Source organism: Vibrio inusitatus (assembly GCA_024346935.1).
Classification (GTDB): domain Bacteria; phylum Pseudomonadota; class Gammaproteobacteria; order Enterobacterales; family Vibrionaceae; genus Vibrio; species Vibrio inusitatus.
In genome coordinates this window covers 1,821,641-1,847,936 of record AP024878.1, presented here as the reverse complement: position 1 = coordinate 1,847,936, position 26,296 = coordinate 1,821,641, and the positions used below count along the sequence as shown (strand labels likewise).

19 protein-coding genes are annotated in these 26,296 nt (G+C 44.5%); 12 read left to right on the top strand and 7 right to left on the bottom strand.

From position 1 onward, the window contains the following. The 3 genes from ugpE to ugpB are packed head-to-tail and all read right to left on the bottom strand — an operon-like array spanning window position 1 to window position 3,088. Window positions 1-849, bottom strand: a complete 849-nt coding sequence (ugpE, locus tag OCU48_RS08495; RefSeq protein ID WP_141344169.1) for a sn-glycerol-3-phosphate ABC transporter permease UgpE — start codon at window positions 847-849, stop codon at window positions 1-3. After that, entirely contained in the window at window positions 849-1,730 is an 882-nt protein-coding gene (gene ugpA, locus OCU48_RS08490) for a sn-glycerol-3-phosphate ABC transporter permease UgpA (protein ID WP_141344168.1), read from the bottom strand. Before ugpA ends, ugpE begins: the two co-directional genes overlap by 1 nt. 50 nt (window positions 1,731-1,780) lie before the next feature. Then, window positions 1,781-3,088 carry a sn-glycerol-3-phosphate ABC transporter substrate-binding protein UgpB gene (gene ugpB, locus OCU48_RS08485; RefSeq protein ID WP_141344167.1) on the bottom strand — a complete coding sequence of 436 codons (1,308 nt, stop codon included), beginning with the start codon at window positions 3,086-3,088 and terminating at the stop codon, window positions 1,781-1,783. A 219-nt stretch (window positions 3,089-3,307) separates the two neighbouring features. Between ugpB and OCU48_RS08480 the strand changes: the two genes are divergently transcribed. Next, on the top strand, window positions 3,308-4,030 hold the full coding sequence (locus tag OCU48_RS08480) for a glycerophosphoryl diester phosphodiesterase (RefSeq protein ID WP_141344166.1): 723 nt from the start codon (window positions 3,308-3,310) through the stop codon (window positions 4,028-4,030). 25 nt (window positions 4,031-4,055) lie between these two features. Then, entirely contained in the window at window positions 4,056-4,811 is a 756-nt protein-coding gene (locus tag OCU48_RS08475) for a DeoR/GlpR family DNA-binding transcription regulator (RefSeq protein WP_141344246.1), read from the top strand. A 31-nt stretch (window positions 4,812-4,842) separates the two neighbouring features. On the opposite strand, the gene OCU48_RS08470 is transcribed toward OCU48_RS08475, so the two are convergent. Both OCU48_RS08470 and OCU48_RS08465 read right to left on the bottom strand, forming a co-directional pair. Beyond that, the gene (locus OCU48_RS08470; protein ID WP_141344165.1) at window positions 4,843-5,955 is read right to left on the bottom strand and encodes an OmpP1/FadL family transporter; all 1,113 of its coding nucleotides are present in this window, start codon (window positions 5,953-5,955) and stop codon (window positions 4,843-4,845) included. Between the two features lie 101 nt (window positions 5,956-6,056). Beyond that, window positions 6,057-6,287: a hypothetical protein gene (locus tag OCU48_RS08465; RefSeq protein ID WP_141344164.1), complete on the bottom strand. Its 231-nt coding sequence runs from the start codon at window positions 6,285-6,287 to the stop codon at window positions 6,057-6,059. Between the two features lie 161 nt (window positions 6,288-6,448). On the opposite strand from OCU48_RS08465, the gene OCU48_RS08460 reads away from it, so the two are divergent. Genes OCU48_RS08460 through OCU48_RS08440 form a run of 5 tightly spaced genes read left to right on the top strand, consistent with a single transcriptional unit; the run spans window position 6,449 to window position 12,648 of the window. Further along, window positions 6,449-7,756: an MATE family efflux transporter gene (locus OCU48_RS08460; protein ID WP_141344163.1), complete on the top strand. Its 1,308-nt coding sequence runs from the start codon at window positions 6,449-6,451 to the stop codon at window positions 7,754-7,756. Between the two features lie 57 nt (window positions 7,757-7,813). Next, entirely contained in the window at window positions 7,814-8,578 is a 765-nt protein-coding gene (locus OCU48_RS08455; RefSeq protein WP_141344162.1) for an ATP-binding cassette domain-containing protein, read from the top strand. A 3-nt stretch (window positions 8,579-8,581) separates the two neighbouring features. Beyond that, a complete protein-coding gene (locus OCU48_RS08450) occupies window positions 8,582-9,388 on the top strand; it encodes an ABC transporter ATP-binding protein (protein WP_141344161.1) in 807 nt (268 codons plus the stop codon). 12 nt (window positions 9,389-9,400) lie between these two features. Beyond that, on the top strand, window positions 9,401-10,906 hold the full coding sequence (locus OCU48_RS08445) for an ABC transporter substrate-binding protein (RefSeq protein WP_141344160.1): 1,506 nt from the start codon (window positions 9,401-9,403) through the stop codon (window positions 10,904-10,906). 5 nt (window positions 10,907-10,911) lie between these two features. Beyond that, window positions 10,912-12,648, top strand: coding sequence for an ABC transporter permease subunit (locus OCU48_RS08440; protein ID WP_141344159.1), 1,737 nt, complete (start codon window positions 10,912-10,914; stop codon window positions 12,646-12,648). A 581-nt stretch (window positions 12,649-13,229) separates the two neighbouring features. Here the strand turns inward: OCU48_RS08440 and OCU48_RS08435 are convergent. After that, a complete protein-coding gene (locus OCU48_RS08435; RefSeq protein ID WP_141344158.1) occupies window positions 13,230-14,246 on the bottom strand; it encodes a LacI family DNA-binding transcriptional regulator in 1,017 nt (338 codons plus the stop codon). A 153-nt stretch (window positions 14,247-14,399) separates the two neighbouring features. Between OCU48_RS08435 and manD the strand changes: the two genes are divergently transcribed. The 4 genes from manD (at window position 14,400) to fdhF (ending at window position 23,688) form a co-directional block, all read left to right on the top strand. After that, on the top strand, window positions 14,400-15,617 hold the full coding sequence (gene manD, locus OCU48_RS08430) for a D-mannonate dehydratase ManD (protein WP_141344157.1): 1,218 nt from the start codon (window positions 14,400-14,402) through the stop codon (window positions 15,615-15,617). A 47-nt stretch (window positions 15,618-15,664) separates the two neighbouring features. After that, entirely contained in the window at window positions 15,665-16,798 is a 1,134-nt protein-coding gene (locus OCU48_RS08425) for a Gfo/Idh/MocA family protein (protein WP_141344156.1), read from the top strand. A gap of 188 nt (window positions 16,799-16,986) precedes the next feature. Further along, window positions 16,987-19,269, top strand: coding sequence for a 5-methyltetrahydropteroyltriglutamate--homocysteine S-methyltransferase (metE, locus tag OCU48_RS08420; protein WP_141344155.1), 2,283 nt, complete (start codon window positions 16,987-16,989; stop codon window positions 19,267-19,269). Between the two features lie 219 nt (window positions 19,270-19,488). Next, complete coding sequence (gene fdhF / locus OCU48_RS08415) at window positions 19,489-23,688, top strand: formate dehydrogenase subunit alpha (RefSeq protein ID WP_141344154.1); 4,200 nt, start codon at window positions 19,489-19,491, stop codon at window positions 23,686-23,688. A gap of 289 nt (window positions 23,689-23,977) precedes the next feature. On the opposite strand, the gene OCU48_RS08410 is transcribed toward fdhF, so the two are convergent. Then, the gene (locus tag OCU48_RS08410) at window positions 23,978-24,373 is read right to left on the bottom strand and encodes a glycine zipper family protein (protein WP_141344245.1); all 396 of its coding nucleotides are present in this window, start codon (window positions 24,371-24,373) and stop codon (window positions 23,978-23,980) included. A gap of 191 nt (window positions 24,374-24,564) precedes the next feature. On the opposite strand from OCU48_RS08410, the gene OCU48_RS08405 reads away from it, so the two are divergent. After that, window positions 24,565-26,112: a cryptochrome/photolyase family protein gene (locus OCU48_RS08405; protein ID WP_141344153.1), complete on the top strand. Its 1,548-nt coding sequence runs from the start codon at window positions 24,565-24,567 to the stop codon at window positions 26,110-26,112. Window positions 26,113-26,296 lie beyond the last annotated feature (184 nt).

Genomic DNA, 26,296 nt, shown 5'->3' with positions numbered 1-26,296 from the left:
TTATTTCTCCGAGTCCACTAGGCCTTTAACAAAGGCTTTTTGCATCGCAATAACAACGATAACAGGGGGTAGCATGGCAATAATGGTGGTGGCCATGATCTTGTTCCATTCAATCACGCCATCGACGACGCCAAGCATCTGCTTGATACCCATAACAATGGTGTAATAGCTAGCGTCAGTCGTGATGAGCAATGGCCATAGATATTGGTTCCAGCCATAGATGAAGGTAATCACAAACAGAGCTGCGATATTGGTTCGCGACAATGGCAGTAAGATGTCAAAAAAGAATTTGATAGGACCTGCACCGTCAATGCGGGCAGCTTCTACTAGTTCTTTAGGTACAGTGAGGAAAAACTGCCTAAACAAAAACGTGGCGGTTGCACTGGCAATCAATGGAATGGTCAGTCCGTAGAAGGAATTGAGCATGTTGAGATTGGTCACTACCTCAAAGGTAGGCATGATTCTCACTTCTACAGGCAACATTAGGGTGAAGAAAATCATCCAGAATGCGAGCATTCTTCCTGGAAAGCGAAAGAACACCACAGCGTAGGCTGATAAAATTGAAATAGTCAGCTTGCCAATGGTAATGCACATTGCCATCACAAAAGAGTTCAGCAGCATTTGTGGAATAGGCAGGGTACTGTTGTTGTATGCCTCTTTGCCTGACAATAGGTCTGTGAATACACTGAAACCTAGATCTCCAAACCACAGTGGTGTGCCGGTTGCAAACGCGGTATTGCTATGTGTCGTCGCCACCAGTGCAATCCATACCGGCAGGGCGATGGAAATGATGCCGAGAATTAAGACTAAGTGACAAAAGAGTTTGAATAGCGGTCGTCTTTCTACCATTAGTAAGCCACCTTCTTTTCTACATATTTAAATTGAATCACAGTCAGCAGGGCAACAAGTGCCATCAATATCACAGACTGCGCTGCAGATGAGCCTAGATCTAGGCCAATGAAACCATCGTTATAGACCTTATAAACCAGCGTTGAGGTGCTGTTACTTGGTCCCCCTTGCGTCATAGCATGAATGACGGCAAAGGTGTCGAAGAAGGCGTATACGAAATTAACCACTAGCAAGAAGAAGCTGGTGGGTGAAATAAGGGGAAAGCTGATACTAGTGAAGCGCTTGATCGGTCCGCTTCCATCAATTGCAGCGGCTTCGTGTAGCGATTTAGGCACAGACTGCAACGCAGCTAAGAAAAATAAAAAGTTGTAGCTGATCTGCTTCCAAGTAGACGTAATCACTACCATCCACATTGCATGATTTCCATTTAGAGTCGGATTCCAATTCACTCCCAAAGCTTTTAATACCTCAGTGATGACGCCGATCGTAGGATCAAAGAGAAACAGCCATAGGGAACCTGCGACAACGGGCGCGACAGCGTACGGCCAGATCAGAAACGTTCTATAAAAAGTCGCACCACGAAGAATTTGCTCTGCAAATGCCGCTAGCACCAGTGCTGATACTAAAGCCAGTACAGCAACAGATACGCTAAACATAATGGTGGTCGAAAAAGAGTCCCAATACAGTTGATCACTGAATAATCTAATAAAGTTTTCCAAGCCCACAAACTCGCGACTGATGCCAAAGGCATCTTCGAGTTGAGTGGATTGGAAAACCGCCTGCCCTGCAGGCCAGATAAAAAACACTAAAGTGATAATCAGCTGCGGAGCGATCAAGGCTACGGGTAGCCACTTGTGTTTAAACACAACTTGAGATGACATAGTGGTAAATCCAAGAGGCGCCACCCGCGTTAGGGTGGCGCAGTACTAAATTATTTCTGTGTACGCTCGAAACGACGCAGTTGCTGATCGCCACGTTCAACAGCGGTGTTCAAAGCGGTTTTTGCTGATTTTCTACCAGCCCAAACTGCTTCTAGTTCTTCGTTGATGATGTCGCGAGTTTGTAGGAAGTTACCAAAGCGAATACCCTTAGAGTTTACAGTTGGCTCACTTGAGGTCATTTGTAATACAGCAACATCCGTGCCTGGATTATTGGTGTAGAACCCTTGTTCTTTTGTTAGCTCGTACGCTTCTTTTGTGATGGGTAGGTAGCCAGTAAACTGATGCCAATCAGCCTGAATCTCTGGACTAGATAGGTAATTAAAGAACTTAGCTACACCTTTATATTCTGCATCTGAGTGACCGCGCATTACCCATAAAGAGGCTCCGCCAATAATGGTGTTTTGTGGCTCGGAGACGAGAGTGTCGTCGTAAGGAAGCTCAGCGACACCGATGTTAGTGTCTTGCATGTTTTCTTGGATTCCAGCTAGACCGGCTGAAGAGCCCATAGTCATGGCACATTCGCCAGTGTAAAACAGCGGCATTCCGTCAGACTGGCGACCACCATATTTGAAGATGCCTTCTTCCGACCATTTCCCTAATTGTTCAATGTGCTTAACAAATGGTTCTGAGTTAAAGCGATAGTCAGTATCAAAGCCATCGAAGCCATTATTATTGGTCGCAACAGGGATGTTGTTACGAGCGCCAAAGTTTTCGACCTGCACCCAAGATTGCCATGTCGTCGTAAAGCCACATTTTTCACCTGAAGCGATCAACTTGCGAGAGACGGCTTCCATCTCTTTCCATGTTTTTGGTGCTTCTTTGATGCCAGCTTTCTCAAACATATCTTGGTTGTAATACATCACAGGAGTAGAGCTGTTAAATGGCATTGACAGCATTTTGCCATCATTAGAAGTGTAATAACCTGTCACAGATGGCAAGTAGTCATCTGCATCAAAAGGTTCTTTTGTATCTTCCATTAATTGGTAAACAGGGTAGATGGCTTGTTGTGCGCCCATCATAGTGGCAGTGCCTACCTCAAAAACCTGCACAATAGCAGGTTGCTCTTTTGCCCGAAAAGCCGCAATAGCCCCCGTCATGGTTTCAGCATAGCTGCCTTTGAATACAGGCTTAATTTCATAATCAGATTGGCTAGCATTAAAGTCAGCGGCAATCTCGTTTACCTTTTGACCTAAAGCGCCACCCATGGCATGCCACCATTCAACTTCTGTTTTAGCTTGAGCATGAGCACTTACTAGTGCAGTTGCGAGCATAGCGCCGGTTAGGTGCTTGATAGACATAACGTTTCCCTTTTTCGTTGGCTGAAAGAAAGCGAATGTTCGATTTGGTTCATATCCGCTTTTTCGTGTTCAAGTGAAAACTAAACGAGATAAATGACGCTTCAGTGACAGAAAAATGAACTTAATTGAAACGTGCTAAGTTAAAAAAAATGACATATTTCAGTCATAAAGCACTGACACTCTGCAAGTGAATAAATATGAACAATAGAGTGAACTCAGATGAAAAAAGAATACAAAACGACCGCCCATCGTGGTGTTTCTCGCCTAGCTCCCGAGAACACAATGGCGGCTTTTAAACTAGCGAAGGAACATGGAAGTCAGTGGATTGAAATCGACGTGCAATTATCGGCAGATGGAGTACCTATGGTTATCCATGACAATACGGTAAATCGTTGCACTAACGGGCGTGGCAAGGTCGGTGAGATGAGCTTGTCACAACTAAAGATCTTGGATGCTGGTGGGTGGTTTGACGACACTTTTGTTGGTGAACGCATACCTACGCTAAGAGAGACACTTTTGTATGTTAAAGAGGCAGGAATTTATCTTAATATCGAACTTAAGGTGTACCCTGAGGATAATGTGTTCGCTCTATGCGATAAAGTGAAAGAGGTCATTGAAGAATCAGGAATAGTGCTTTCACAAATTTTGTTTTCGAGCTTTGACAGTCAGGCGCTATATCAGATGAAACGCACATTGCCTTTAGTGCGAAGGGGGCAGTTGTGGCAGAAAATCCCAGATGATGCATCTCAGATACTAAATAACATCGACGCCTACAGTGTTCATTGCGATTATCGTTTTTTGGTCAAGCAAGAGGCAAAGTGGATAAAAGAAGCGGGTTATCAGCTGTATTGTTACACGCCCAATTTCCCTGAATTAGTAGAAAAGCATTGGCAATGGGGTGTAGATATGATGATAACAGACGATCCCAAAGCCTATGCGTGAACGATGGAGAGTTGATATTACTGATATGCAGAATTTGAGCTTGCGCCAACGACAAATGATAGAAATGATCTCCTCTGAAGAATACTGTGGTGTGGAGGCGCTCTCAGAGCACTTTTCTGTCACGACTCAAACCATTCGTCGAGATATTAACGAGCTTTGCGCCTTGGGATATGCACAGCGCCATCACGGTGGAGTAGGTTTGCCTGTGACGCTTGCAAACCGCAGTTATATGTCGAGAGTGAGCACCAACAAAGATGAAAAACGAGCAATCGCTCGTGAGGTGGTCCAAAGAATCCCTGATGGTAGTACTGTATTTCTTGGAATAGGTACAACCATCGCAGCCATTGCTGAGCAACTACTTAATCATAATCAACTGCGCGTAGTAACCAATAACTTTCAAGCAGCTCATATCCTCTCGCAATACGATCACATTGAAACGTGGATGCCCGGTGGAAGATTACGCAGCACCGATGGAGATGTTGTCGGTGAAGATGTCAGTCGATTCTTTGAACAGTTTGTTGCCGATATAGGGATAGTGAGCTGCGCATCTGTATCTCGCGTGAGAGCACTCTCTGGTACTAATTCGACGAATGAAAGTGACATTGCAATGGAGCATGAGCTTCGTGAAGCGCTGGTTAGTCAAGCGATCTTGGCCAACGCCCAGCAGAGATGGCTAGTAGCGAATAGCAGTAAATGGCACAGAAAGGCCACTGCCCGCGTAGCCGAATTCCATTATTTTGACCATGTGTTTGGTGATAGAACTCAGAGTGAGTCGTCGTAATGCTAATCTCATTTACTGACTGTGGTTGATATTAGAAGGTATAGGTCAGGCCTAAACCCGCAGCGAATCCTTCATTTTGTACCGCAACAAGCGCGTCACCAGCACTCGTATTGTATTCTTTTCGTGCGTAATCTTCGAATACAAAGCTGATGTCGGTACGCCAGTTCGTATTGAACTGGTAACCAGCGCCCACTCTATATCGAATATCATTGCCACCAAAGGCATCAATAGCTTCGTCTAGGCTTAAACCGACTCTTAAATCCCAACTCGCAATGTGATAGTTCAATGATGTTGCGAATCTTTGACTGTCAGATGCTCCCACTAAGAGTCCAATAACATCATTGTAATCGGTATATCTGATGCCTTTACCTTGCCATTGGGTGTAACTGTAACTGGTGTGCCAGTCAAGATTCTTAAGAGGAGACCATGTGGTATAAAGTGATGTAATGTCAGGTAAGTCGAATTCGATATTGGCATCAGAGTATTGGCTAGCAAGCCTATGCGTCGCGGCAATGGCAAAGGTTGGGGAAGCTTGCCATGTCGCACTTATTGCGCCACTCCAACCGGATGTTGTGCCTTCAATCTTGTTGTCCCGACAGCGTATTGTGCAAACCTCCTGCTCCAAGAGATATTGAGATTGTAGCGACTCAACCGTCAACCCGATGCTCACATCATTCCAGCGATATGCCAGTGTAGGTGCTATAGAGACTGTAATTGGTCTTACTCTGGTTTCTGGAGAGAGAACTATCTGCGGCACACTAATATCAGCAGCGGTTCGGCTATATATGGCAAGACCGAGATACCAGTTATCACTAACGGGCATGGAGAAGAAACCGGCTGGAATAGGGTCTGCTTGTTTATAATCTGTTTCTGAACCAAACAAGTAATAGTCTGTTGATACCTGATAATAGGTAACATTAGCGGTTACTGTAGGGTTATCTAGTTGAGTAATGCTTGAAGGCGCCAGTGCAAGTACTGATGCATCAGATGCTTTTGCCCCATTGGCAGATGCTAGGGCAGAGTTACTTGATGAAGACTCCCAAAAGTTCAAGCCTGTCGCTTGAGCAGACAAAGACAATGCAGATAGAAAAAACGGAAAAACAAACGGTGTTACTTTGTTTGAGTGTTGCTTAATTTTATGCATCTACACTTCGTTGTTCGCAAAAGTTGGAGCGCCGATTCTAATGAGAGCAGTAATATATTGACAGATAAAGATGTGACAAAAAGATAGTACTGTGTAACAAATTAATAATGTCCGGTTGTTTGCCAAATAGTTAGGTGACTGTCTTCTTCTTTCTGACAATGAAGTTTACACATCTTTTTTCCACAAATATTAAGGCACATTTGCCAGATTTTTTGCTTTGATTCGCTGTTTAAGCAGTTGATATGAGCTGCGCATAGATGGCCGTCTAATATCAATCTTTCCAGAAGTTCAGCACTGATCTCTACTTGCACTGTGTTTTGATTTTGATCCATAATACGCGCTTATGTTTAATGATAATCATTCTCAACTGTATCATAATAATTAGTAGTGAAAAACCATCGAATTATTAATGAAAAGAAAATGCTCACTTTGAGTGTTTGCATCGGTTTTGGTTGTTACTTCTCAGATGTTATGTTTCGTGGATTTTAGCTAGATGAACCTGTCCCACAAAGATTATTTAAAGATTGCTTTTCCTTTTATTGTTTCAACAGTTACTCAACCCCTGCTAGGCGCTGTGGATACAGCAGTAGTAGGGCAGATGGGAATTACGGAACTCATCGGTGGCGTTGCTATCGGCACCGTGATCATGAATACCTTGTATTGGTTATTTGGTTTTTTCAGAGTCAGTACCACAGGTCAAAGTGCCATTGCTCTGGGTAAAAATGATGATCGCGAGTTGGCTAGCAGTTTACTACGACCATTTACGCTCGCATTGATTGTTGGTTTGACTTTTATTCTGCTTCAACCCTTGATATGGAACGGGGCAATGTGGGTGATCTTACCTGATGCAGAAGTAGCGATGCACGCCAAAACCTATTTTAGCATCATGATATTTGGCGCACCTTTTGTGCTGTTAAACTATGTGCTCATTGGCTGGTTGATGGGACAAGCAAAAGCCAAGGCTACCTTGTTTACTCAGGTATTTGGCAACGTATTGAACATTGTCTTGGACATAGTGTTTGTCTATTACTTTGATCTTGGTGTTGCAGGAGTGGCGTACGCCAGTCTAATTGCACAAATTACTACGTTCGCGATTGGCGGTTACCTAGTATTGGCAACTTCGAAAGTGTCTCTATTAAGTCAACTTTCTTTAGTCAAAATGTCACGTATTGATCTCAAAGTAATAGTTAGCTCCAATATGGATCTGCTGCTGCGCACAATATGTATTTTGATTTTTTTCAATATGATGGCCCGTGTAGGCTCGCAGTTAGGAACAGATGAACTGGCAGCTAATGCGATTATGATGCAGGTGACCTTTCTTGTCAGTTACATGTTTGATGGCGTTGCCAATGCCTCCAGTGTATTTGCAGGCAAAGCGGTAGGCAGAAAAGACATTCGATTGCTAGATGATGTTTTAAGGCTCAATATGCAGTGGACAACGGGCTTTATTGTTGTATTAAGCCTGCTGACCTTATTGTTTAAATATGAAATTGTGATGTTATTTACCGACATACCTAACGTGGTGAGTATCTATCAAGATATGTCGGTTTGGTTGATCATTTTCCCTTTAGTTGCGGGCTATGGTTTAACTATTTACGGGATTTTCACTGGTACAGGTACTACGAGGCCGGTACGAAATTCGAGCTTCATTACCCTACTGGTGTTCCTAGTGGTTCAGTTTATTGCAGTGAAACTTTGGGGTAATCATGGGTTGTGGTTGGCATTCACTTTATTCTACGTTGGACGATTTGCTTTTCTGTATCCGTATATCGGACAAATTAGAGTTAGATGTTTTAAATGATATGTTATATCATCCGCGAATATTTCGAGACCTAATAACCTTGCTAGCTAAAACACAATGAATAATGACTTACCTCTACTTGAGGTCAAAAACCTCACGATTGGTGATTCAACAAGAGCTATCTTTGAGGATTTGAGCTTTGCCATTGACCCTGGACATACCTTAGCGGTTATGGGGCCATCGGGTATAGGGAAGTCTATGTTATCTAAGGCCATAGCGGGTTTTACGCCCACTGACATTAAGGTCTCGGGCAGCATAAAAGTCGGAGGGGTAGAGGTATCTTCGTTACCATTGTTGGCACGACAGGCGCCTCAAAGGCCAGCGGTTATCTTCCAAGATGCACTGCAGGCGTTAAATCCTTTGGCCAAAGTAGGTGCGCAACTTAGCCTAGCACTGAGTTCGACAAGCACTAAAGCTAACCCTCAACAGCTTCAACAAATAATCCAACTTTTACAAAGCCTAGGTTTCGATTACCCAAAAGAAACACTTGCCAGTTATCCGAGTCAACTTTCAGGCGGGCAAAGGCAAAGGATCTGTATTGCGATCGCACTATTGGGGGATGCTAGCGTTCTCATCGCAGATGAACCTACCAGTGCTCTTGACCCTGTCTCTGAGAATGAAATCCTAAGTTTGTATCGTCAAGCGATTAGGCAAGAACAGCTGGCCGGTATTTTGATTACCCATGATCTTCAAGCTGCATTGGCTTGCGATAAACTTCTTGTTATTGATGATGGAAAGATGATTGCCTACGGCCAACCTTATAAAGCATTACATGAAAGTGAGCACAGGTTTTGTTCCCAAGTACGAGAGTTGATGGCATAACGTATGACACATCAACATAACTTATCGGCACAAATCCAGTTTGATGGGGTTTGTGTTCATTACACGGCTTCTAAATGGTTCAAGAAAGCTCCTTTTCGTGCGCTTCATGGTCTAGATTTGACTATTGGCACAGAAAACCTGGCTGTAGTGGGACCGTCAGGAGCAGGGAAATCCACGCTGATTGAGCTGTTGTTTGGGCTTCGAATGCCAACTTATGGCGAAGTGACTATTTGTGGTTTACCGCTTTCTACGTCATCAAAAAAACAAAGAATGGAACTGTGCAAGCACATTCAACTCATTCCTCAAGAGCCGCACACTAGCCTGAACCCATATTATACCGTACGCAAGATCTTACTCGAGCCTATGAAAAATGTAGGCATCCTTGATGATCAAGAAAAGCGAATGGTAAAGGCTTTGACTGCTGTGGGTTTAGAAATCAAGCATCTGGACTATCTGCCAAAACAACTGTCTACCGGGCAAGCCCAGCGAGTAGCCATTGCTCGAGCATTGGTGGTCGAACCTTGTGTGCTGGTAGCAGATGAGCCAACAAGTAGCCTGGACCCTATTAGCCGAAAGCAGGTTCTCGATTTGTTGAGGCATCTTCAGCAGACACGCCATATGCGACTTATCCTTGTTACCCATGACTTACAGGCCGCTCAAGCGCTGTGCAGTCATGTATTGGTATTAAGCAAGGGTAGGGTGGCCGAATATGGTGTGCTTGATAGTGTACTTACTGCTCCTAAGCATACGACGACACAAGCCCTTATTCAGGCACAACACGTTTCTACAACGACACAACCATTTTATTAAAAGAGTAATTCCATGCGCTTAAATATGAGTAAAATTGCGGCATCAATCGCTTTGATTCTTCCCCTTTCAGGATGCTTTGATTCAGGTTCAGAACAAGCGACAGCAACTGAGTCCAAGGGCGAGGCAACTGAGCTACATGTGGCTATGATGCAGCCTCCAAGAACGGGCCTTTCGCCATTATCAGATGATGCATTTAAGCTTTCTCGTTGGAGCACAGCAGAGACCTTGATTAACCTGAACGACCAATCTATTGCAGAGCCAATGCTTGCAACAAATTGGGAGCAAGTAGACCCTATGACTTGGCATTTTACTTTGCGTAAAGGAGTCAAGTTTCATGATGGTTCGGAACTGAATGCAGATATGGTGGTGAACTCTCTAGAGCGTGCATTACAAGCAGCGCCTAAACCTCGAATACTAGATAGTATTGACTGGGAAGTGAGTAAGCTGGCGGACGATAAGGTTGAGATAAAAACAAACTTCAATGATCCATTGCTCCCAAGTCGTCTTTCGAGCCCTCAATTGTCAATCCTTTCTGCTAGTGCTTATTTGGATAATGGACGTGTAGACCCAACTCGCGCGGGTTCTGGTCCGTTTGTTTTGACGAATATCAATGGTACAACTAGCGCAAACTTAGAACGCTTCGATGGTTATTGGGGAGAGAAGGCTAAGGTTGAGAAAGTATATGCAGAATATGTTCCTGATGGTTTTGCACGAGCAGCTGCACTACGTACAGGTAAAGCAGACATTGTCGAAGCAGTGCCTGTTTCACAAATCGCAATGATCGATGCTGAGCTTCTTCATGAAGTCGCAATGCCGCGTACTAACACGCTGTACCTAAACAGCAAATCACCTGTGTTCAAAGATATTGAAATGCGTAAGATTGCCTCGAGTGCCGTTGACCGAGACCAAATCATCAACATGGTTTATGAGAATCATGCTGATAAAGCGCAAGGTCTGCTTGGACCTGCATTGGCATGGGCTGCACCAATTCGAGGTGAGGCCGCACCTATTGACAGCACATTGAAAGCTAATGGCGAGACCATCACTATTGGTACTTTTACTGATCGTGCTGAGCTTCCTGAGGTTGCTGCATTATTGAAACAGCAACTTGAGGCCTCTGGGTTCCAAGTAGAGCTTGATATTCGTGAGTACGCACAAATTGAGAATGATGCCTTAGCGGGCAAATTCGATGCCTTCTTACTGTCGCGCGCAACCGTTTTGGATTCTGGTGATCCAGTAGCCTATATGCAGAGCGATTTTAGTTGTGAGGGTTCGTTTAATCTTGGTTTGTTCTGTTCAGAAGCCGTTGATCAAGCCATTGAACATGCAGATCTTCAACAACTTGGAGAGCCTCGTCAGCAAGCGATTATTGATGCAGAGAAACAAATTTTAGCTGAATATGCTGCGATTCCATTGTTGCACGAGCGTGTCATTCAAGGTGAAAGTATCCGAGTGAAACATGCACAGCGTGATCCTCGCGAGCGCCGTCTCGTTGATCAGCAAACAGAGGTAAATTAAACACTATGCTGTCTGCTGTAGGGGGGCGTATAAGTCTAGAACAAGCGATGCCTTGGGTATCTCGTGTCTTCTTCTTGGCTTTTGTGGTTGTATTAGTGGGACTGATGCCAGAGTTCGCTGGCATCGATCCAAGCCAATCAATCCTCCGCGCTCGTTCAGGTCATCAACAGTTGCTTACTGCAGAGGCATTGCAATCTATTCGTGATGAGTTGCAGTTGGATCGCTCTAGTGGTGAGCGTCTTTGGGACTGGTTATCAAATGCGATGCACGGCGATCTCGGAACCTCATGGGTTGATGGTTCGCCGGTTGTTGATGGAATATGGCACACAGCTTCAACTTCATTTACATTAATGGCAAGCGCATTGGCGCTCACTGTCATCTTTTGTTCAATAGCGTTTTTGTACACGATTTTAAGTTGGCGTCGCGGACGATTGGCATCCTCACATAATAGTTTGAGTTCGGTATTGGTGGCCTTACCTGAGTATGTGATTGCATCGATGCTTATCTTAGTGTTTGCCATCTGGCTTCAGTGGTTACCCCCTTATGGCTGGGTAGAATGGAAAAACCTTTGGCTACCCAGTCTAGCCCTTGCATTGCCCGCTAGTGGTCTTCTTAGCCGTTTACTTAGTGATAGTCTAAAACGCGTCCTCAATGAACCTTGGGTGATCACTTGGCTCAGTGCGAACGTCTCTATTTATCAGATCACATTGTTCGCTCTAAAGAGAGCAATGAGCAATTTGATCCCGCAGTTCTCGATGGTGATTATTGGCTTAACCGGCGGCGCGGTTGCCGTTGAAATGATCTTTTCCATTCCGGGGATTGGGCGACTGCTGTTAGGTGCAACTAAATCACAAGACCTTCCTGTTTTGCAGGGTGGATTGTTAGTACTTTTGGTATTTTCAATTGCTATTAGCTGTATAGGAATATTGCTGCAGAAAATAGTGTTGGGTAAGGCACTTTCTAGTGGCAAACTTATTAGTTCACAATCATCGTTTCGCTTTACTCGAAATAAGTGGAAACGACTGGGCAGTGTTTCTATTTTCTTGTTTATTATTGTCTTTGTTGGACTTGCAACACTCTATGATCCGTATACCAGTCAGTTTGGGCGCTTAGTATCGCCAAGTTTGGGCATTCCTCTTGGCTCCGATGCCATCGGGCGAGACCTTTTTGCTCGCGTGGGAACCGGGATGCTATCAACACTGCAGGGGGGCATACTGGCCACAGTACTGAGTTTATTGGTAGGTATTGCATTAGGTTTATACACTCGATATAGCCAGGGCCTAATAGAGATTACTAAAGGCTTGCCTTATATTATCGTGGGTCTATTGGTCGCGGGTTTAACTGGTATGAGCCCTCATAGTGCATTGATTGCAATTGTAGTAACTTCTTGGGCTCCGCTGGCCGCTCATTGCTCAAGTTTGTTGTTAGAAGCCAAAGCTCAGCCATATGTTCATCTTGCTCCTACATGGGGAGTAAGATCTTGGGATATGTACAGGCATTACTTGCTTCCGTACGTATTACCCCCTTTGCTTCGACATGCGCTACTTCGCCTACCTGTAATCACTTTGAGTCTTACGTCGTTGAGCTTTATTGGTTTAGGTGTCAAACCACCTGAGCCGGAGTGGGGGCTTTTGATAGCAGAAAACCTGCCCTATATTGAGCGTTCTCCTTTTGGCGTTATTGCACCTATTTTAGGATTAGTGTTACTCGGGATTGCTGTAAATTTGATGTTTGATGATTAACTGAGAGCGGATAGTTGCGAGCTTAAAGACTGATTTTTATACACAAGTTAGATGAAATCGGATGTTAGGTTCTGGGTAAGCATTGAATACCTATACCAAACAAATCGTCGTCCGCGAAAGCTTTTATCAGGGACCTCTCGATTGTGTTGTTTAGAAAAAGATTCCCGATAAAAACACTCGGGAATGACGCATACCGCAGAGCCTGACTTTCATACATAAACTAGATGAAATCGGATGTTAGGTTCTTGGTAAGTATTGAATATCTATACGAAACAAATCGTCGTCCGTGAAAGCTTTTATCGGAGACCTCTCGATTATATTGTTTAGAAAAAGATTCCCGATAAAAACATTCGGAAAAGACGCATACCACAGAGCCTGACTTTCATACACAAATTAGATTAAATCGGATGTTAGGTTCCTGGTAAGTATTGAATACCTATACCAAACAAATCGTCGTCCCCGAAAGCTTTTATCGGGGATCTCTCGGTTGTATTGTTTAGAAAAAGATTCCCGATAAAAACACTCGGGAATGACGCATACCGCACAGCTTGACTTGTAAGCAAGAGCTAGGCTTAAAGCTTTCAGCTGTCAGATATTTGGCGTACAGAGTCTCTTTTAATCAATGTGCTAGGGACAATCACTCGTTGAAATTCTTTATGTTTACCCATTATCGACTCTATGGACAGCTTGGCGGATTCTACGCCAATCTGATAGGCATCCTGACGAACAACTGAGACTGGCACTTTAAACAGTTCCACCATAGGTATTTCATCAAAGCCAAGCACAGATGCCTGCTCTGGTACTTGAATATTGGCGGCATTAAACGCCTGCAATAGCTCTGCAGTAATCGCTAAATGTTGCGTGAAGAAAGCGGTAGGTGCTGTCTTCATATCTAACAACTCAATAGGGCTTCTTTCAAACCCTTGTTCTCGATCCCAGTAGAGAACAAAATCTGAATTCGTTTCGATTTTGTGCTTCTCAAGTGCGTCGACATACCCTTGATAGCGCGCTTGACGAGACTGACTCTTTGAAAATTCTTGAGCGACAAAACAGATATTGCGATGTCCCATTTCAATCAAGTGTTCCGTAGCTTGAAAAGCCGCCTGTTGATAATCGGAAACCACTAAGTGGCTATAACAATCTGGATAGTCCAATTGGAATTGCACTATAGGCATGCCACCCTCAATAAATTGATTGATGAGCTCAGAGTTTTGTCCTGATGAAGTAATGATGATGCCATCGACACACATTTGTTGTAGTGATAATAATGCACCTTTCTCGGCTTCTGCATCAAAATCACTGTTGTAAATCATCACATTGTAATTATGTTTTTTGCAGTAATCGTCTATGCCTCGCATCACTCGACTGGTATTGAAACCTGCAATATCACGCACAACTACGCCGATGGTTTTGGTTTTCTCTACCTTGAGACTACGTGCTATAGGGTTTGGTACGTAATTGAGGTCTTTGATCGCCGACTCTATCTTTAACTTGGTTTGTGGTGACATATGGCCAAAGCGACCATTTAGATATTGGGAGACAGTGCTCTTTGATACACTTGCCTGTGCCGCTACATCGACAATTCTTACTTTTTTCATATTTGCTTTTAAATTGTTAACCACGTCAAGCGGGAGAGTTGACATTCTATTCTGAGATCTAGATGATAGCAAGTAAACCGATTTACTAAACCCGGTAAGGTAAACCGATTTACTTAAATTGAAAATCGAATAATAACTGAATGAGAGATTAAGATGATAATCCAAGATGTAAAAGTATTTGTAACCAACCCAGGAAGAAACTTTGTCACCGTTAAGGTGGTTACCGATGAAGGTGTGTATGGGTTGGGTGATGCGACAGTTAATGGCCGTGAGATGGCCGTGGCGGCTTATCTGGAAGAACATGTAAAACCGTGTTTAATCGGGCGTGACCCGCATATGATTGAGGATATTTGGCAATATCTATACATGGGCGTGTACTGGAGACGTGGTCCAATTACCATGGCTGCAATTGCTGCGATTGACATGGCGCTTTGGGACATTAAGGGTAAGGTTGCAGGCTTACCTGTTTATCAATTACTCGGCGGTAAATGCCGTAACGGTGTAAAGCTATACGCTCATGCAAATGGCGAAACTATTGAAGATACATTAGACAAAGCAGAGCAATGTATCGAGCAGGGGTTCAAAGCGGTACGTCTGCAATCGGCTATCCCAGGGTTGTCAGAAACCTATGGCGTTCTTGGGGACAAGAAAGATTACTTCGAATTACAAGGCAATCGCCCATTACCACCAGAACAAGATTGGTCTACGAGTAAGTACTTTAAACTGGTACCAGAGCTATTTGAAAAAGCCAAGGAGCGCTTCGGTGACCAAGCAGAATTCCTGCATGATACACACAGTCGCCTAACGCCAATTGAGTCGGCAAAACTGGGCAAGATGCTAGAACCGTACAACCTTTTGTTCTTGGAAGATGCCTCTATTGCTGAAAACCAAGAAAACTATAAGTTGATTCGTCATCACACCACAACGCCTCTTGCTTTGGGCGAAACCTACAACACCATTTGGGACTGTAAGGACTTGATTCAGAATCAGTGGATCGATTACATCCGTACCGCAGCAACCCATGCTGGTGGCATTACAGGGATGAAGAAGATTTCAGATTTTGCCGCTGTTTACAATGTAAGAACAGCGCCTCACGGTGCGCCAGATCTATCGCCAATCTGTTTTGCTGCTCATATGCATCTTAATATCTCTACTCACAACTTTGGTATTCAAGAGTTTGTTGGCTTTGGCAACGAAGTGTGTCAGACCATCTTCAAGCATGATATGAAGCTAGATAACGGAATGATTTTGGTCAGCGATGCGCCAGGATTAGGAGTGGAGTTTGATGCAGAAGAAGCTGCGAAATATGAATACAAACGCTCATACTTGCCAGTAAGTCGACTAGAAGACGGCACTCTTTGGCATTGGTAATGCCTCGTACCATTTAGCATTTATTACACAAGATTATTGGAGAAGAAATGAATCAGAAAGTATTGGTATTCGGTACGGGGTTTGCAGGTCAAGGACATGCCAAAGCATTTAGAGATGCTGGCGCAGATGTGGTCGGCATTGTTGGTCGTACTGAACATGTCGTAACTCAGGTAGCCGCAGATCTTGCTATTCCGTATTCAGGAACAAATTGGGCGTTAGCATTAGAGATGTGCAAGCCTGATATCGTTTCTATTGCCACGCCAGGTGGGGCGCATGTAGAGGCTATTAAAGAAGCAATTTCATTTGGTTGTCATATTTTATGTGACAAGCCGCTTACCGAAAGTGGTGAAACAGCATTAGAAATTTACCATCTGGCAAAAGAGAAAGGCGTTAAGACGGCATTCGCATCAAGTTTTCGCTACATGCCTGAGATCATGCACGCCAAGCAATTAGTTGCAGAAGGTGCGATTGGAGAGCCGACCGAAGTTGAGTGTATTTCTCATTTCAATCTAGATAGGAATATTCCATTTGGTTGGTCACACCGTACAGAGGCAGGTGGCGGTCGCTTAAACAACAACTTTACACACTTGCTGTCAATTGTCACTTCTGTTGTCGGCGACAACATCCTATCTATTAACGGTGAGGTGCGTAACGATATGCCAAAAGCACCTGTCGTTGAAGGTGTGCATAATTTTACTGAGCGTCGAAACTTTATCCCTAAAGATATTAACGATCCAAATCTTGAATGGCGTGACTGTGATGTAGAGTGGTCCTATACGGTAATGGCTCAAATTGAAAGCCGTATACCTGCGACCAACCCTGTATCTGTGTTGTTTAAGCACGGTGGCCTAACGCCTCGTTTTAACGAAGATCATATCGTGTTCCATGGCAGTCAGGGCTCTATCTATATCAAGGGACACTATGGTGATGGGCCTTTGTACTTGTGGAAAGAAGGGCAGTGGCAAGAGGTTCCGTTACCTACCGATATTACTGAACAGCTTCCTGCGATAGAGTGCGAAACGCAACGCAGCTGGACGCATCTCGCTACGCAGTTGGTGAAGGATGTGAGTGGTATAGAAGTGGAGCCGTACCAGACATTTGAAGACGGTTGCAGATATCAGCTGATCATTGATTTGATTCGCAAGAACGATCGTTGGGTGGATGTGAAAGATCTACTTTAATCGATTGATTAATTTGTACTATTTCTAACGCAGAGCAGGCTTGCTCTGCGTTTTTTCATTCTACGTTACGTGAATTAACGCAATTTCTATACTGAAATTTCTTCATACCCTATATGAAGCATTCGGTGTTGTTTCCTACGGTCATCTAAGAGATATTTTAGACGTCCAGACATCTCACGAGGAGCAACATCATGACAACAACACACATTCTTGGCTACCCACGAGTTGGCGAAAAACGCGAACTTAAATTTGCACTAGAACAATATTGGAATGGAAAATCCGACGTTAAAGCACTGCAAGACGTTGCTTCGGATATCCGTAAAAACAACTGGGCACTTCAGCAAGATAATCAATTGTCGTTTGCTACAGCGGGCGATTTTGCATGGTACGACCATGTATTGGGTACTAGTTTATTGCTTGGTCATGTGCCAAAGCGTCATCGTAATGGCTTTCCGGATCTTGATACGCTATTTCGCATTGGTCGAGGTCAATCTCAAGCAAGTTGCGGCTGTTCTGGAGAAGCCGCATCTGATATGACTAAATGGTTTAACACTAATTATCATTATATTGTTCCTGAGTTCTCAGCTGATGATAAATTTGAGCTAAGTTGGACTCAGTTGTTTGATGAGATTAATGAGGCGCAAAAGCAAGGTCACAAGGTTAAGCCTGTCTTATTAGGACCTTTGAGTTACCTTTATTTAGGTAAAGAGACAAAAGAAGGCTTTGACCGTCTTACGCTTTTACCTAGATTGCTTTCGGCTTATCAAGCCATCTTTGCAAAGTTAGAAAAACTCAATGTTGAATGGGTTCAAATCGATGAGCCAATCCTATCTCTAGAGTTGGATACAAAGTGGCTTGGTAGCTTTAAGCTGGCATACCAAGTCATAAGAAGTGACGTTAAAGTGCTTCTGACTACTTACTTTGATTCTGTTGTAGACGCTCTGCCTACTATAACTGAGCTTGCTATTGATGGGCTACACGTTGATTTAGCCAGTTCACCTGACCAACTAGCAGAGGTAGTTGAAGCGTTACCTGAAAACTGGATACTTTCGGCGGGAGCTATTAATGGCCGAAATGTATGGCGAGCTAATCTTGTAGAAAAGATCGAGAGCCTAACACCGGTAAAAGAGAAGTTGGGAGACCGCTTGTGGGTCGCGACCTCTTGTTCGCTACTGCATAGCCCTGTTGATCTTGAACTAGAGACAGGATTGTCCAACGAAACTCAGTCTTGGTTTGCGTTTGCCAAACAAAAAGTGGCGGAGGTGAACTGGCTTGCTAAAGCATTGGATGGCGATACGGCAGCGATAGAGTATTGTGAAAGATACAGTCAACCTATCATCGAGCGTCAACAATCGACGTCGGTAAACAAGGCCAGTGTTCAAAAACGCTTGGCGAATTTAACGCTCGCAGATGCCGAGCGTAGTGCAAAATATGCTGAGCGCGCGCACCACCAAAAAGAAGTCATTAAGCTTCCATTACTGCCAACCACCACCATTGGGTCATTTCCACAGACAAGTGAAGTAAGAAAAACCCGAGCAGCCTTTAAACGAGGTGAATTGACTCAAAGCCAGTACCGCGAAATTATTCAGGGTTTTATAAAAGATACGGTTGAGCGTCAGCAGGAGATTGGCCTAGATGTGTTGGTGCATGGTGAAGCAGAGCGTAACGACATGGTCGAATACTTTGCTGAAAACCTCGCGGGCTTTCAAACCACACAGTTTGGCTGGGTGCAAAGTTATGGATCTCGTTGTGTGAAACCTGCCATTGTGGTGGCGGATATTGAGCGAGAACAACCGATCACCGTAGACTGGACTCAATATGCGCAATCCCTTACTGATAAGCCGATGAAAGGCATGCTCACCGGGCCTGTGACTATTCTTTGTTGGACCTTTCCTCGTGAGGATATTCCGCGTGAGACGATCACCAATCAGTTGGCGTTCGCTTTGCAAGATGAGGTTGCGGACCTGCAATCGGCAGGCATTAATATTATTCAGATTGATGAGCCAGCAATACGTGAAGGATTACCGCTAAAGAGTAGGGATCATCAAGAGTATCTCAACTGGGCTGTGAATGCGTTTAAGGTGTCAGCAGCAAGCGCTAAACCTGAGACACAGATTCATACACACATGTGTTACAGCGAGTTCAATGAGATTATTGACTCGGTGGCAGCATTAGATGCGGATGTGATCACCATAGAAACCTCGCGCTCAAACATGGAACTTCTGAACGCATTTGAAGAGTTTAATTATCCCAATGAGATCGGCCCTGGAGTTTATGATATTCACTCACCAAACGTGCCAAGCGTTGAATGGATAGAGCAGTTGATTGAAAAGGCAGCAACACGTATTCCTGTAGAGCGTTTATGGGTAAACCCAGACTGTGGGCTCAAAACGCGCAACTGGCAAGAAACAGAGCAGTCGCTCAAGAACTTAGTTGAAGCGACTCACCGCCTGAGAGAGAAACTTGCTTAGGTAACTTTTGCAACTAATTTAAATCTAGGGTTGGCTTCGGCTAACCCTTTTTTGTTACACGTCAAATCCTCCTACCAGTCACATTATTTGTATGACAAATAGCCAATTGGAGTAATTTCATAGTAAGATGAGGAAATAAATAACCCTGTCTTATGAGTGGTTATTCATATTTTAATAATAAAATTCCCGCGAGATGGGGTGAGTGCTTAGGAGTTGGCTATGGTTCAGATTGTCATTGATGGAAAGTATCGAGTAGTAGAGCAGGGGATGACTTTGCTTGAGGCTGCGAATGTGTGTGGTGTGGAGATACCCTCATTATGTGGTGCTAACAAAAGTGGCGAGAAGGTACCTTGTGACTTATGTGTGGTCGAAGTGGAAAGCGGTGGAGTACAGCGCTCATGTGAGCTAGAGGTGTACAATGGACTTAATGTCGTCACCCAATCTGAGCATTTGAGTGAACATCGTCGCCAAGCCCTCAACCGCATCATGACTGACCACTATGCTGACTGTGAAGCGCCGTGCAAAACAGCTTGCCCAGCGGGTGTGGATATCCAATCTTATCTGTATCACATTGCACAAAATGATCATCAAAAAGCCATAGAGGTGATCAAGCGTACTTTGCCTATGCCTCTTTCTATTGGGCGTGTTTGCCCTGCATTTTGTGAAACAGAGTGTCGCCGTGGTTTAGTGGATGACTCTATAGCAATCCGCCAATTGAAGCGACATGCAGCTGATGCGGACCTTGAGGCTCAAGAGGCCTATATTCCGCCTAAAAAAGACGATAAAAATAAGCGCATTGCTGTTGTAGGCAGTGGCCCTGGCGGCCTCACCGCTGGATACTACTTATCAAACGAGGGTTATGAAGTTACCGTATTTGAATCAATGCCCCATGCGGGTGGTTGGCTTCGCTATGGTATCCCTGAGTATCGACTGCCTAAAGATATCCTAGACAAAGAAATTGAACTGATGTGCCGTAATGGCATGTCAGTAGAGTGTGGTAAGAAATTGGGTGAAGACTTTACTTTGTCGTCATTGAGTGAAGAATACGACGCGGTCTGCCTTGCTGTGGGAGCGTCTAAAGCGGTTGAGATGCATTATACGGGTAGCGAACTTGAAGGTTGCTATCTAGGTGTTGACTACCTAAAGGACTATGTCACCGAGCAAAACTACGCCACAGGGCAAAAAGTAGCCGTTATTGGTGGGGGTAATACCGCTATAGATTGTGCAAGAACTGCTGTGCGTGATGGTGCCGATACGACTTTGATCTATCGTCGTACTCGAGCCGAAATGCCAGCCGAAGACTACGAGATAGAAGAAGCCGAACACGAAGGTGTGAAGTTCCACTTTCTGACTAATCCAGCAGAAAACATTGCGGGTGAAGATGGCCGAGTGAGCGCCATTCGCCTTGAAAAAATGGCACTAGGTCCAGCAGATGCATCGGGTCGTCGCAGTCCTAAAGCGACCGGTGAATTCTTCACTGAAGGTTTTGATACGGTTATTGCTGCGGTTTCTCAAAAGCCAGATCTAAGCTTTATGGACGATGAGCAACTCGAGATCCCATTGACTCGCTGGAACACAGCAGATGTGAATCCAGAGACTATGCATACAGGTACGGGAAATATCTTTAGTATTGGTGACTTTCGCCGTGGCCCTGCGACAGCAGTAGAGGCTGTAGCGGATGGGCGCATTGTTGCAGCGGCCATAGATCGCTTCTTTGAAGGGGATATGGATAACGTTCCGGCTGCACCCTTTAACTCTCGTAAGGGTAAAGCCGTTAAACAGGTTGACCCTCTACATTTTCAAAATATCCAGAAAGTTGCTCGCAGCATTATGCCAGAGCTGACCAACTCTCAACGTGAACAGAGCTTTGCAGAGGTAGAGCTAGGTTTTGATAATGCAGAAGCGATGGCGGAAGCGGCTCGCTGCCTTGAGTGTGGCTGTCAGGCAAATACTGACTGCGATCTTCGTGACTACTCGACAGAATATGGCGCAGAGCAGTCATTTAAAGGCATTGTAGAGATTAAGTCTGACGCTGATTGGCAGTCAATGCGTAGCAGTGACAGCCGTAGTAAATTTTGTGTTGATAATAGCTCCGAGTTTATCGTTTTTGATGCCAACCGTTGTATCAGTTGTGGTCAATGTGTTCAGGCATGTCGTGAGCAGTCGGTGCACGGCGTCCTTAGTTTTATGACGAATCAAGATGGTCGGCCAGCGGCACGTCCTGAATGTCGTCCAAATTTCGGTCCGAATCAAACATTAATGGGTGATTCTGCCTGCGTTCAATGTGGTGCATGTATTCAGGTGTGCCCAACGGGTGCAATGATGGATGGGCGAGACCGAGCTCAAGGTCGGATAGAACATCTTAAGGTTGTTGATACCATCTGTACCTATTGCGGTGTTGGTTGTAAGGTCAGCATGCATGTCGATGAAGAAGCCAATACTATTCGCTATGTTAAGGGCGGCGATTCGCCTGTTAACGAAGGAATGTTGTGTGTGAAAGGCCGTTTTGGCTTTGACTTTGTAGGCAGTGATGCCCGCCTAACTACACCATTGATTCGTAAAGATGGGTGGCTACAACCTGCGACTTGGGATGAAGCAATAGAGCTGATTGCAAGCAAGTTTGGCTCGATTAAACAGACCTTTGGTGGCAATGCATTGGCTGGGTTTTCTTCGGCAAAAACCACCAACGAAGACAACTACGCCTTCCAGAAATTAATCCGTCGTGAGTTTGGCACTAATAATGTGGATCACTGTGCACGCTTATGCCATGCCTCAACAGTTACGGGCTTAGAAGCTTCACTGGGCAGTGGTGCGATGACCAATGACATTCCGAGTATTAAACACTCCGATGTTATCTTTGTTATTGGATCAGATACGACCGCTGCGCACCCTATTATTGCCTCCCACATTAAACAAGCAATTAGACACAACGGTGCTCGCTTGATCGTTGCTGACCCTAAGCGCATTGGACTTGCTGATCATGCAGAGCTCTACTTAGCACAACGTCCTGGTACAGATGTGATGCTTCTTAACGGAGTGATGCAACAGATCATCAAGAACGGCTGGTACGATATGGACTATATCGAAGACCGCGTTGATGGCTTTGATACCTTGTTGCAAGAGGTGATGTCTCCAAACTATGCCTTAGACAAGGTGGAGTTGGTGACCGGTATCAAGGCTGAGGATGTCTACGCTATGGCCCGCACCATAGGCACAGCAAAACGTACCGCTGTTTATTACGCTATGGGTATTACTCAGCACACAACAGGACATGAAAATGTACGCTCTATTGCTAACCTGCAATTGTTGTGTGGCAACATCGGTATAGAAGGTGGCGGTATTAACCCGTTGCGCGGACAATCTAATGTTCAAGGCGCGTGTGATATGGGTGCTCTACCAAACAACTTCCCAGGCTATCAAAAGGTGTATAACCCGCTTGTTCATCAAAAGTTCGCGATTGAGTGGAATGCGCCTAATCTACCTACTGAAGCAGGTTTAACTCTAACAGAGATCATCGATGCGGCCTGTAAGCGTGAGGTTCGCGGCTTATATGTCATGGGCGAAAACCCAGTATTGAGTGATCCAGATCAGGCTCACGTACTTGAAGGACTAGAGGCGCTAGATTTCTTAGTAGTACAAGATATCTTCTTAACCGAGACTGCAGAATATGCTGATGTGGTGTTGCCATCGTGCTCGTTTGCTGAAAAGTCAGGTCATTTTACCAACACTGAGCGACGCGTTCAGCGCTTGAATCCAGTGGTAAATCCACCTGGAGAAGCGCGTGAAGACTGGGTAATCATTCAAGATATTGCCAATGCTATGGGTGGAGCTTGGGACTATAAACACGTCAGTGATATCACCTATGAAATCACTCGAGTGACACCGCAATATGCAGGGCTAGGTTGGGATGCAATCCCTGCAGTAGGCAAGCATTGGCCTAGCAACAAGAACAACCCTCAGGGAACTCGTATCATGCACAAAGAGCAATTTACGCGTGGTAGAGGGCAGATGGAGGCAATTCCATTTAGGTATGCTGCAGAGCTTCCTGACGAGGATTATCCTCTTATTCTGACAACTGGTCGTATTTTAGAGCAGTTCCATACTGGCACCATGACACGTAAGACCAAGGGATTGGACAACCTAGCCGGTCCAAGAGCGATGATCAGTGTGGCAGATGCAGAAGAGATGGGGATAGGCAACGGTGAGATGCTAAGTGTCTCTACCCGTCGTGGCACCATTGATATTGCCGCTTTTGTGACTAAGCGTATTCAAAAAGGAGTGGTGTTTATTCCATTCCATTTTGCCGAGTCACCTGTTAACCGCTTAACCAATACAGCAAAAGATCCCCACTCAAAAATCCCAGAGTTTAAGGTGGCTGCAGTGAAAGTGGTTAAGAAGAGTGAAGCAGCCGTAAGCTGATAACGAGCGATGGTTTAAAGTCGGTTTCTTGAGCACAAGTCGAGCCCTTTGAGTATGTCATCGGGCTCGATTAATCGCATGGGCTGTGACCGCCTATTTTATAGTGCATCTAAAGGTTTTATAGGTAAGCCAAGGAAAACCCGAAGGTTTAGTCGTGCTTTAACGGGAATCTATTTTTTACGCAATACGATTGATAAGATCGCCGATCAAAAACTACGGGGACGACGGTTTAACTAAGGCATTAATGCATTTCATTAATCTCAATTACAATGAGTAACTATCGGTTGAATTAGTTAAGTACCGTATATCCTCGACCCATCATGCAGTTTCGCATAATGTCACGCTCGGCAAGTTCGTGTTGTTCTGCATTATATTTCTTCTCTGCACTATGGGATAACGCACCGCCTATAATACCAATACCAGCGCCAACCTTCGCTCCCTTGGAACCACTCCCTCCGGAAATAGCACCACCTGCAGCCCCCAATGCTGCCCCTTTAGCCGTTGAACTCACTAGGTCATGGCCGAGCGAGTCGGTTTTTTTTTGTTCGGCTTGCTGGCTATAGGTTTGGCATTCGTATAAATCGGCATGGTATTTTTCTTGATCTACGTCTTTGGTGTCGACGATGATATTTGCATAGGTCGCTAGTGGTAGAGTCGCTAGGAGCATTGTCGCCACTTTTGTTATTCGCTTCACATTAACTGTCTCGATTAAAACTGATGTGTATAGGTTAAGTGCGGATAAGCGCTTTTATAAATCGTCATTGATGGACTTAATCATGCAAACCTAAGGGTTGAGGTGCTATTTTTACTGTGATCAATTAGTGACGTATGTGAGTATCTAATTTGATAGGGAAATAATCAGATAAGGAAATATGGATGAAATATGGCTGCGTGCGACTGATACTTGGTGATCAATTGAATATCCAGCACTCTTGGTATGAGCAAATCGATGACGATATTTTGTATGTGATTGCTGAGCATCAACAAGAAGCGACGTACGTTCATCACCATATTCAAAAGGCTTGTGCTTTCTTTTCAGCAATGGCGGTCTTTGCAAAAACATTGCGCGACAAAGGTCATCACGTTTTGTACCTGACACTTGATGACACAATGGATTTCTTAACATTCAGTGAACTACTTACTCACCACATCAACGAGGTGCAGGCGTCTCGTTTTGAATTTCAAAGACCTGACGAGTACCGTCTTCTTTCGCAATTACTTGCACTAAGATTGCCCAACTGCGTTAGCAAGATGGTGGAGAGCGAGCATTTCTTGCTACCTTTTGATGACATTGCTGATCAGTTTCCTGAAGGTAAGCATGTACTGATGGAGCACTTCTACCGCCGTATGCGTAAGCGTTTTAATGTTTTGATGGAAGAGGGGAAACCGGCAGGAGGGCAGTGGAATTTTGATAAAGAGAACCGTAAAAAACTGACCGCGAAAGACGTGGTTCAGGTACCTGAGCCTTTGATGTTTGCAACAGATGTTCGGGATATTGTGCAGCGTTTAGAAAGGCACAGAGTAGCGACCATTGGGCATTTGCAAGGGGAATTGCTGTGGCCAGTTTCTCGAGAGCAAAGCCTGCAATTACTGGCTTATTTTTGTCAAAGGTGTCTACCTAACTTTGGACGTTTTCAAGACGCAATGACTGAAAAAACAGATCATGCTTGGAGTCTTTATCACAGCCGCCTTTCTTTTTCTATCAATTGTAAATTGCTCTCACCCTCAGAGGTCATTAATGCTTCGATAGAGGCGTTCTCACAATCTAGGGGAGAGATCGATATAGCTCAGGTAGAAGGCTTTGTACGCCAAATACTAGGGTGGCGTGAGTATATTCGCGGAGTGTATTGGGGCAATATGCCAAACTATTCGAAGAAGAATGCTTTGAGCGCAAATAGTACCTTGCCTGATTATTTTTGGACGGGGGAAACACGACTGTCTTGTCTTCGAAGCAGCATTACCCAGTCTTTAGATTATGCATACGCACACCATATTCAACGTTTGATGGTTACTGGGAATTTTTGCCTGCTTACGGAGATAGACCCAGACCAAGTAGACCAATGGTACTTAGGAATATACGTCGATGCTATTGAGTGGGTTGAGATGCCAAATACTCGGGGAATGGCACTGTTTGCCGATGATGGGGTCGTAGCGACCAAACCATATGCTGCGAGTGGCGCTTACATTAACAAGATGAGTGACCACTGTAAGGATTGCTACTATGATGTCAAAATCAAAGTAGGGGAGCGAGGTTGTCCGTTAAACAGTTTGTATTGGCGCTTCATGAATAAGCACAAAGATAAATTGTCTAAGAATCCACGTACACGCATGATTTTCAGCTCGTGGGAGCGAATGGATAATGAGCTAAAACAGCAAACTTTACAGCAGGCAGAAACCTATCTTAATCAACTTGAAGATCTGTAAGTATGGCTCTAACCCTTCCTCAACTTATGGACTAATGGTTTAGCTCGTGGAGCGTTTTACAATCTCAGGACTATAAGAGCCATCTTAATTGAGAAGAATAATTAAGATGGCACAGTAGTATTTTACAGCGATCTGTTAGGCTTTTTATGCACACCACTTGCAACACGCCATTGTCGAGGTCTTT

Bases quoted from the DNA above. Each gene is read 5' to 3' on its own strand.
- OCU48_RS08440 (WP_141344159.1), top strand. From the start codon at position 10,912: ATGCTGTCTGCTGTAGGGGGGCGTATAAGTCTAGAACAAGCGATGCCT.
- OCU48_RS08475 (WP_141344246.1), top strand. From the start codon at position 4,056: ATGCAGAATTTGAGCTTGCGCCAACGACAAATGATAGAAATGATCTCC.
- OCU48_RS08460 (WP_141344163.1), top strand. From the start codon at position 6,449: ATGAACCTGTCCCACAAAGATTATTTAAAGATTGCTTTTCCTTTTATT.
- OCU48_RS08405 (WP_141344153.1), top strand. From the start codon at position 24,565: ATGAAATATGGCTGCGTGCGACTGATACTTGGTGATCAATTGAATATC.
- OCU48_RS08450 (WP_141344161.1), top strand. From the start codon at position 8,582: ATGACACATCAACATAACTTATCGGCACAAATCCAGTTTGATGGGGTT.
- OCU48_RS08425 (WP_141344156.1), top strand. From the start codon at position 15,665: ATGAATCAGAAAGTATTGGTATTCGGTACGGGGTTTGCAGGTCAAGGA.
- OCU48_RS08465 (WP_141344164.1), bottom strand. From the start codon at position 6,287: ATGGATCAAAATCAAAACACAGTGCAAGTAGAGATCAGTGCTGAACTT.
- OCU48_RS08480 (WP_141344166.1), top strand. From the start codon at position 3,308: ATGAAAAAAGAATACAAAACGACCGCCCATCGTGGTGTTTCTCGCCTA.
- fdhF (WP_141344154.1), top strand. From the start codon at position 19,489: ATGGTTCAGATTGTCATTGATGGAAAGTATCGAGTAGTAGAGCAGGGG.
- OCU48_RS08445 (WP_141344160.1), top strand. From the start codon at position 9,401: ATGCGCTTAAATATGAGTAAAATTGCGGCATCAATCGCTTTGATTCTT.
- ugpE (WP_141344169.1), bottom strand. From the start codon at position 849: ATGGTAGAAAGACGACCGCTATTCAAACTCTTTTGTCACTTAGTCTTA.
- OCU48_RS08470 (WP_141344165.1), bottom strand. From the start codon at position 5,955: ATGCATAAAATTAAGCAACACTCAAACAAAGTAACACCGTTTGTTTTT.
- OCU48_RS08455 (WP_141344162.1), top strand. From the start codon at position 7,814: ATGAATAATGACTTACCTCTACTTGAGGTCAAAAACCTCACGATTGGT.
- manD (WP_141344157.1), top strand. From the start codon at position 14,400: ATGATAATCCAAGATGTAAAAGTATTTGTAACCAACCCAGGAAGAAAC.
- ugpB (WP_141344167.1), bottom strand. From the start codon at position 3,088: ATGTCTATCAAGCACCTAACCGGCGCTATGCTCGCAACTGCACTAGTA.
- ugpA (WP_141344168.1), bottom strand. From the start codon at position 1,730: ATGTCATCTCAAGTTGTGTTTAAACACAAGTGGCTACCCGTAGCCTTG.
- OCU48_RS08435 (WP_141344158.1), bottom strand. From the start codon at position 14,246: ATGAAAAAAGTAAGAATTGTCGATGTAGCGGCACAGGCAAGTGTATCA.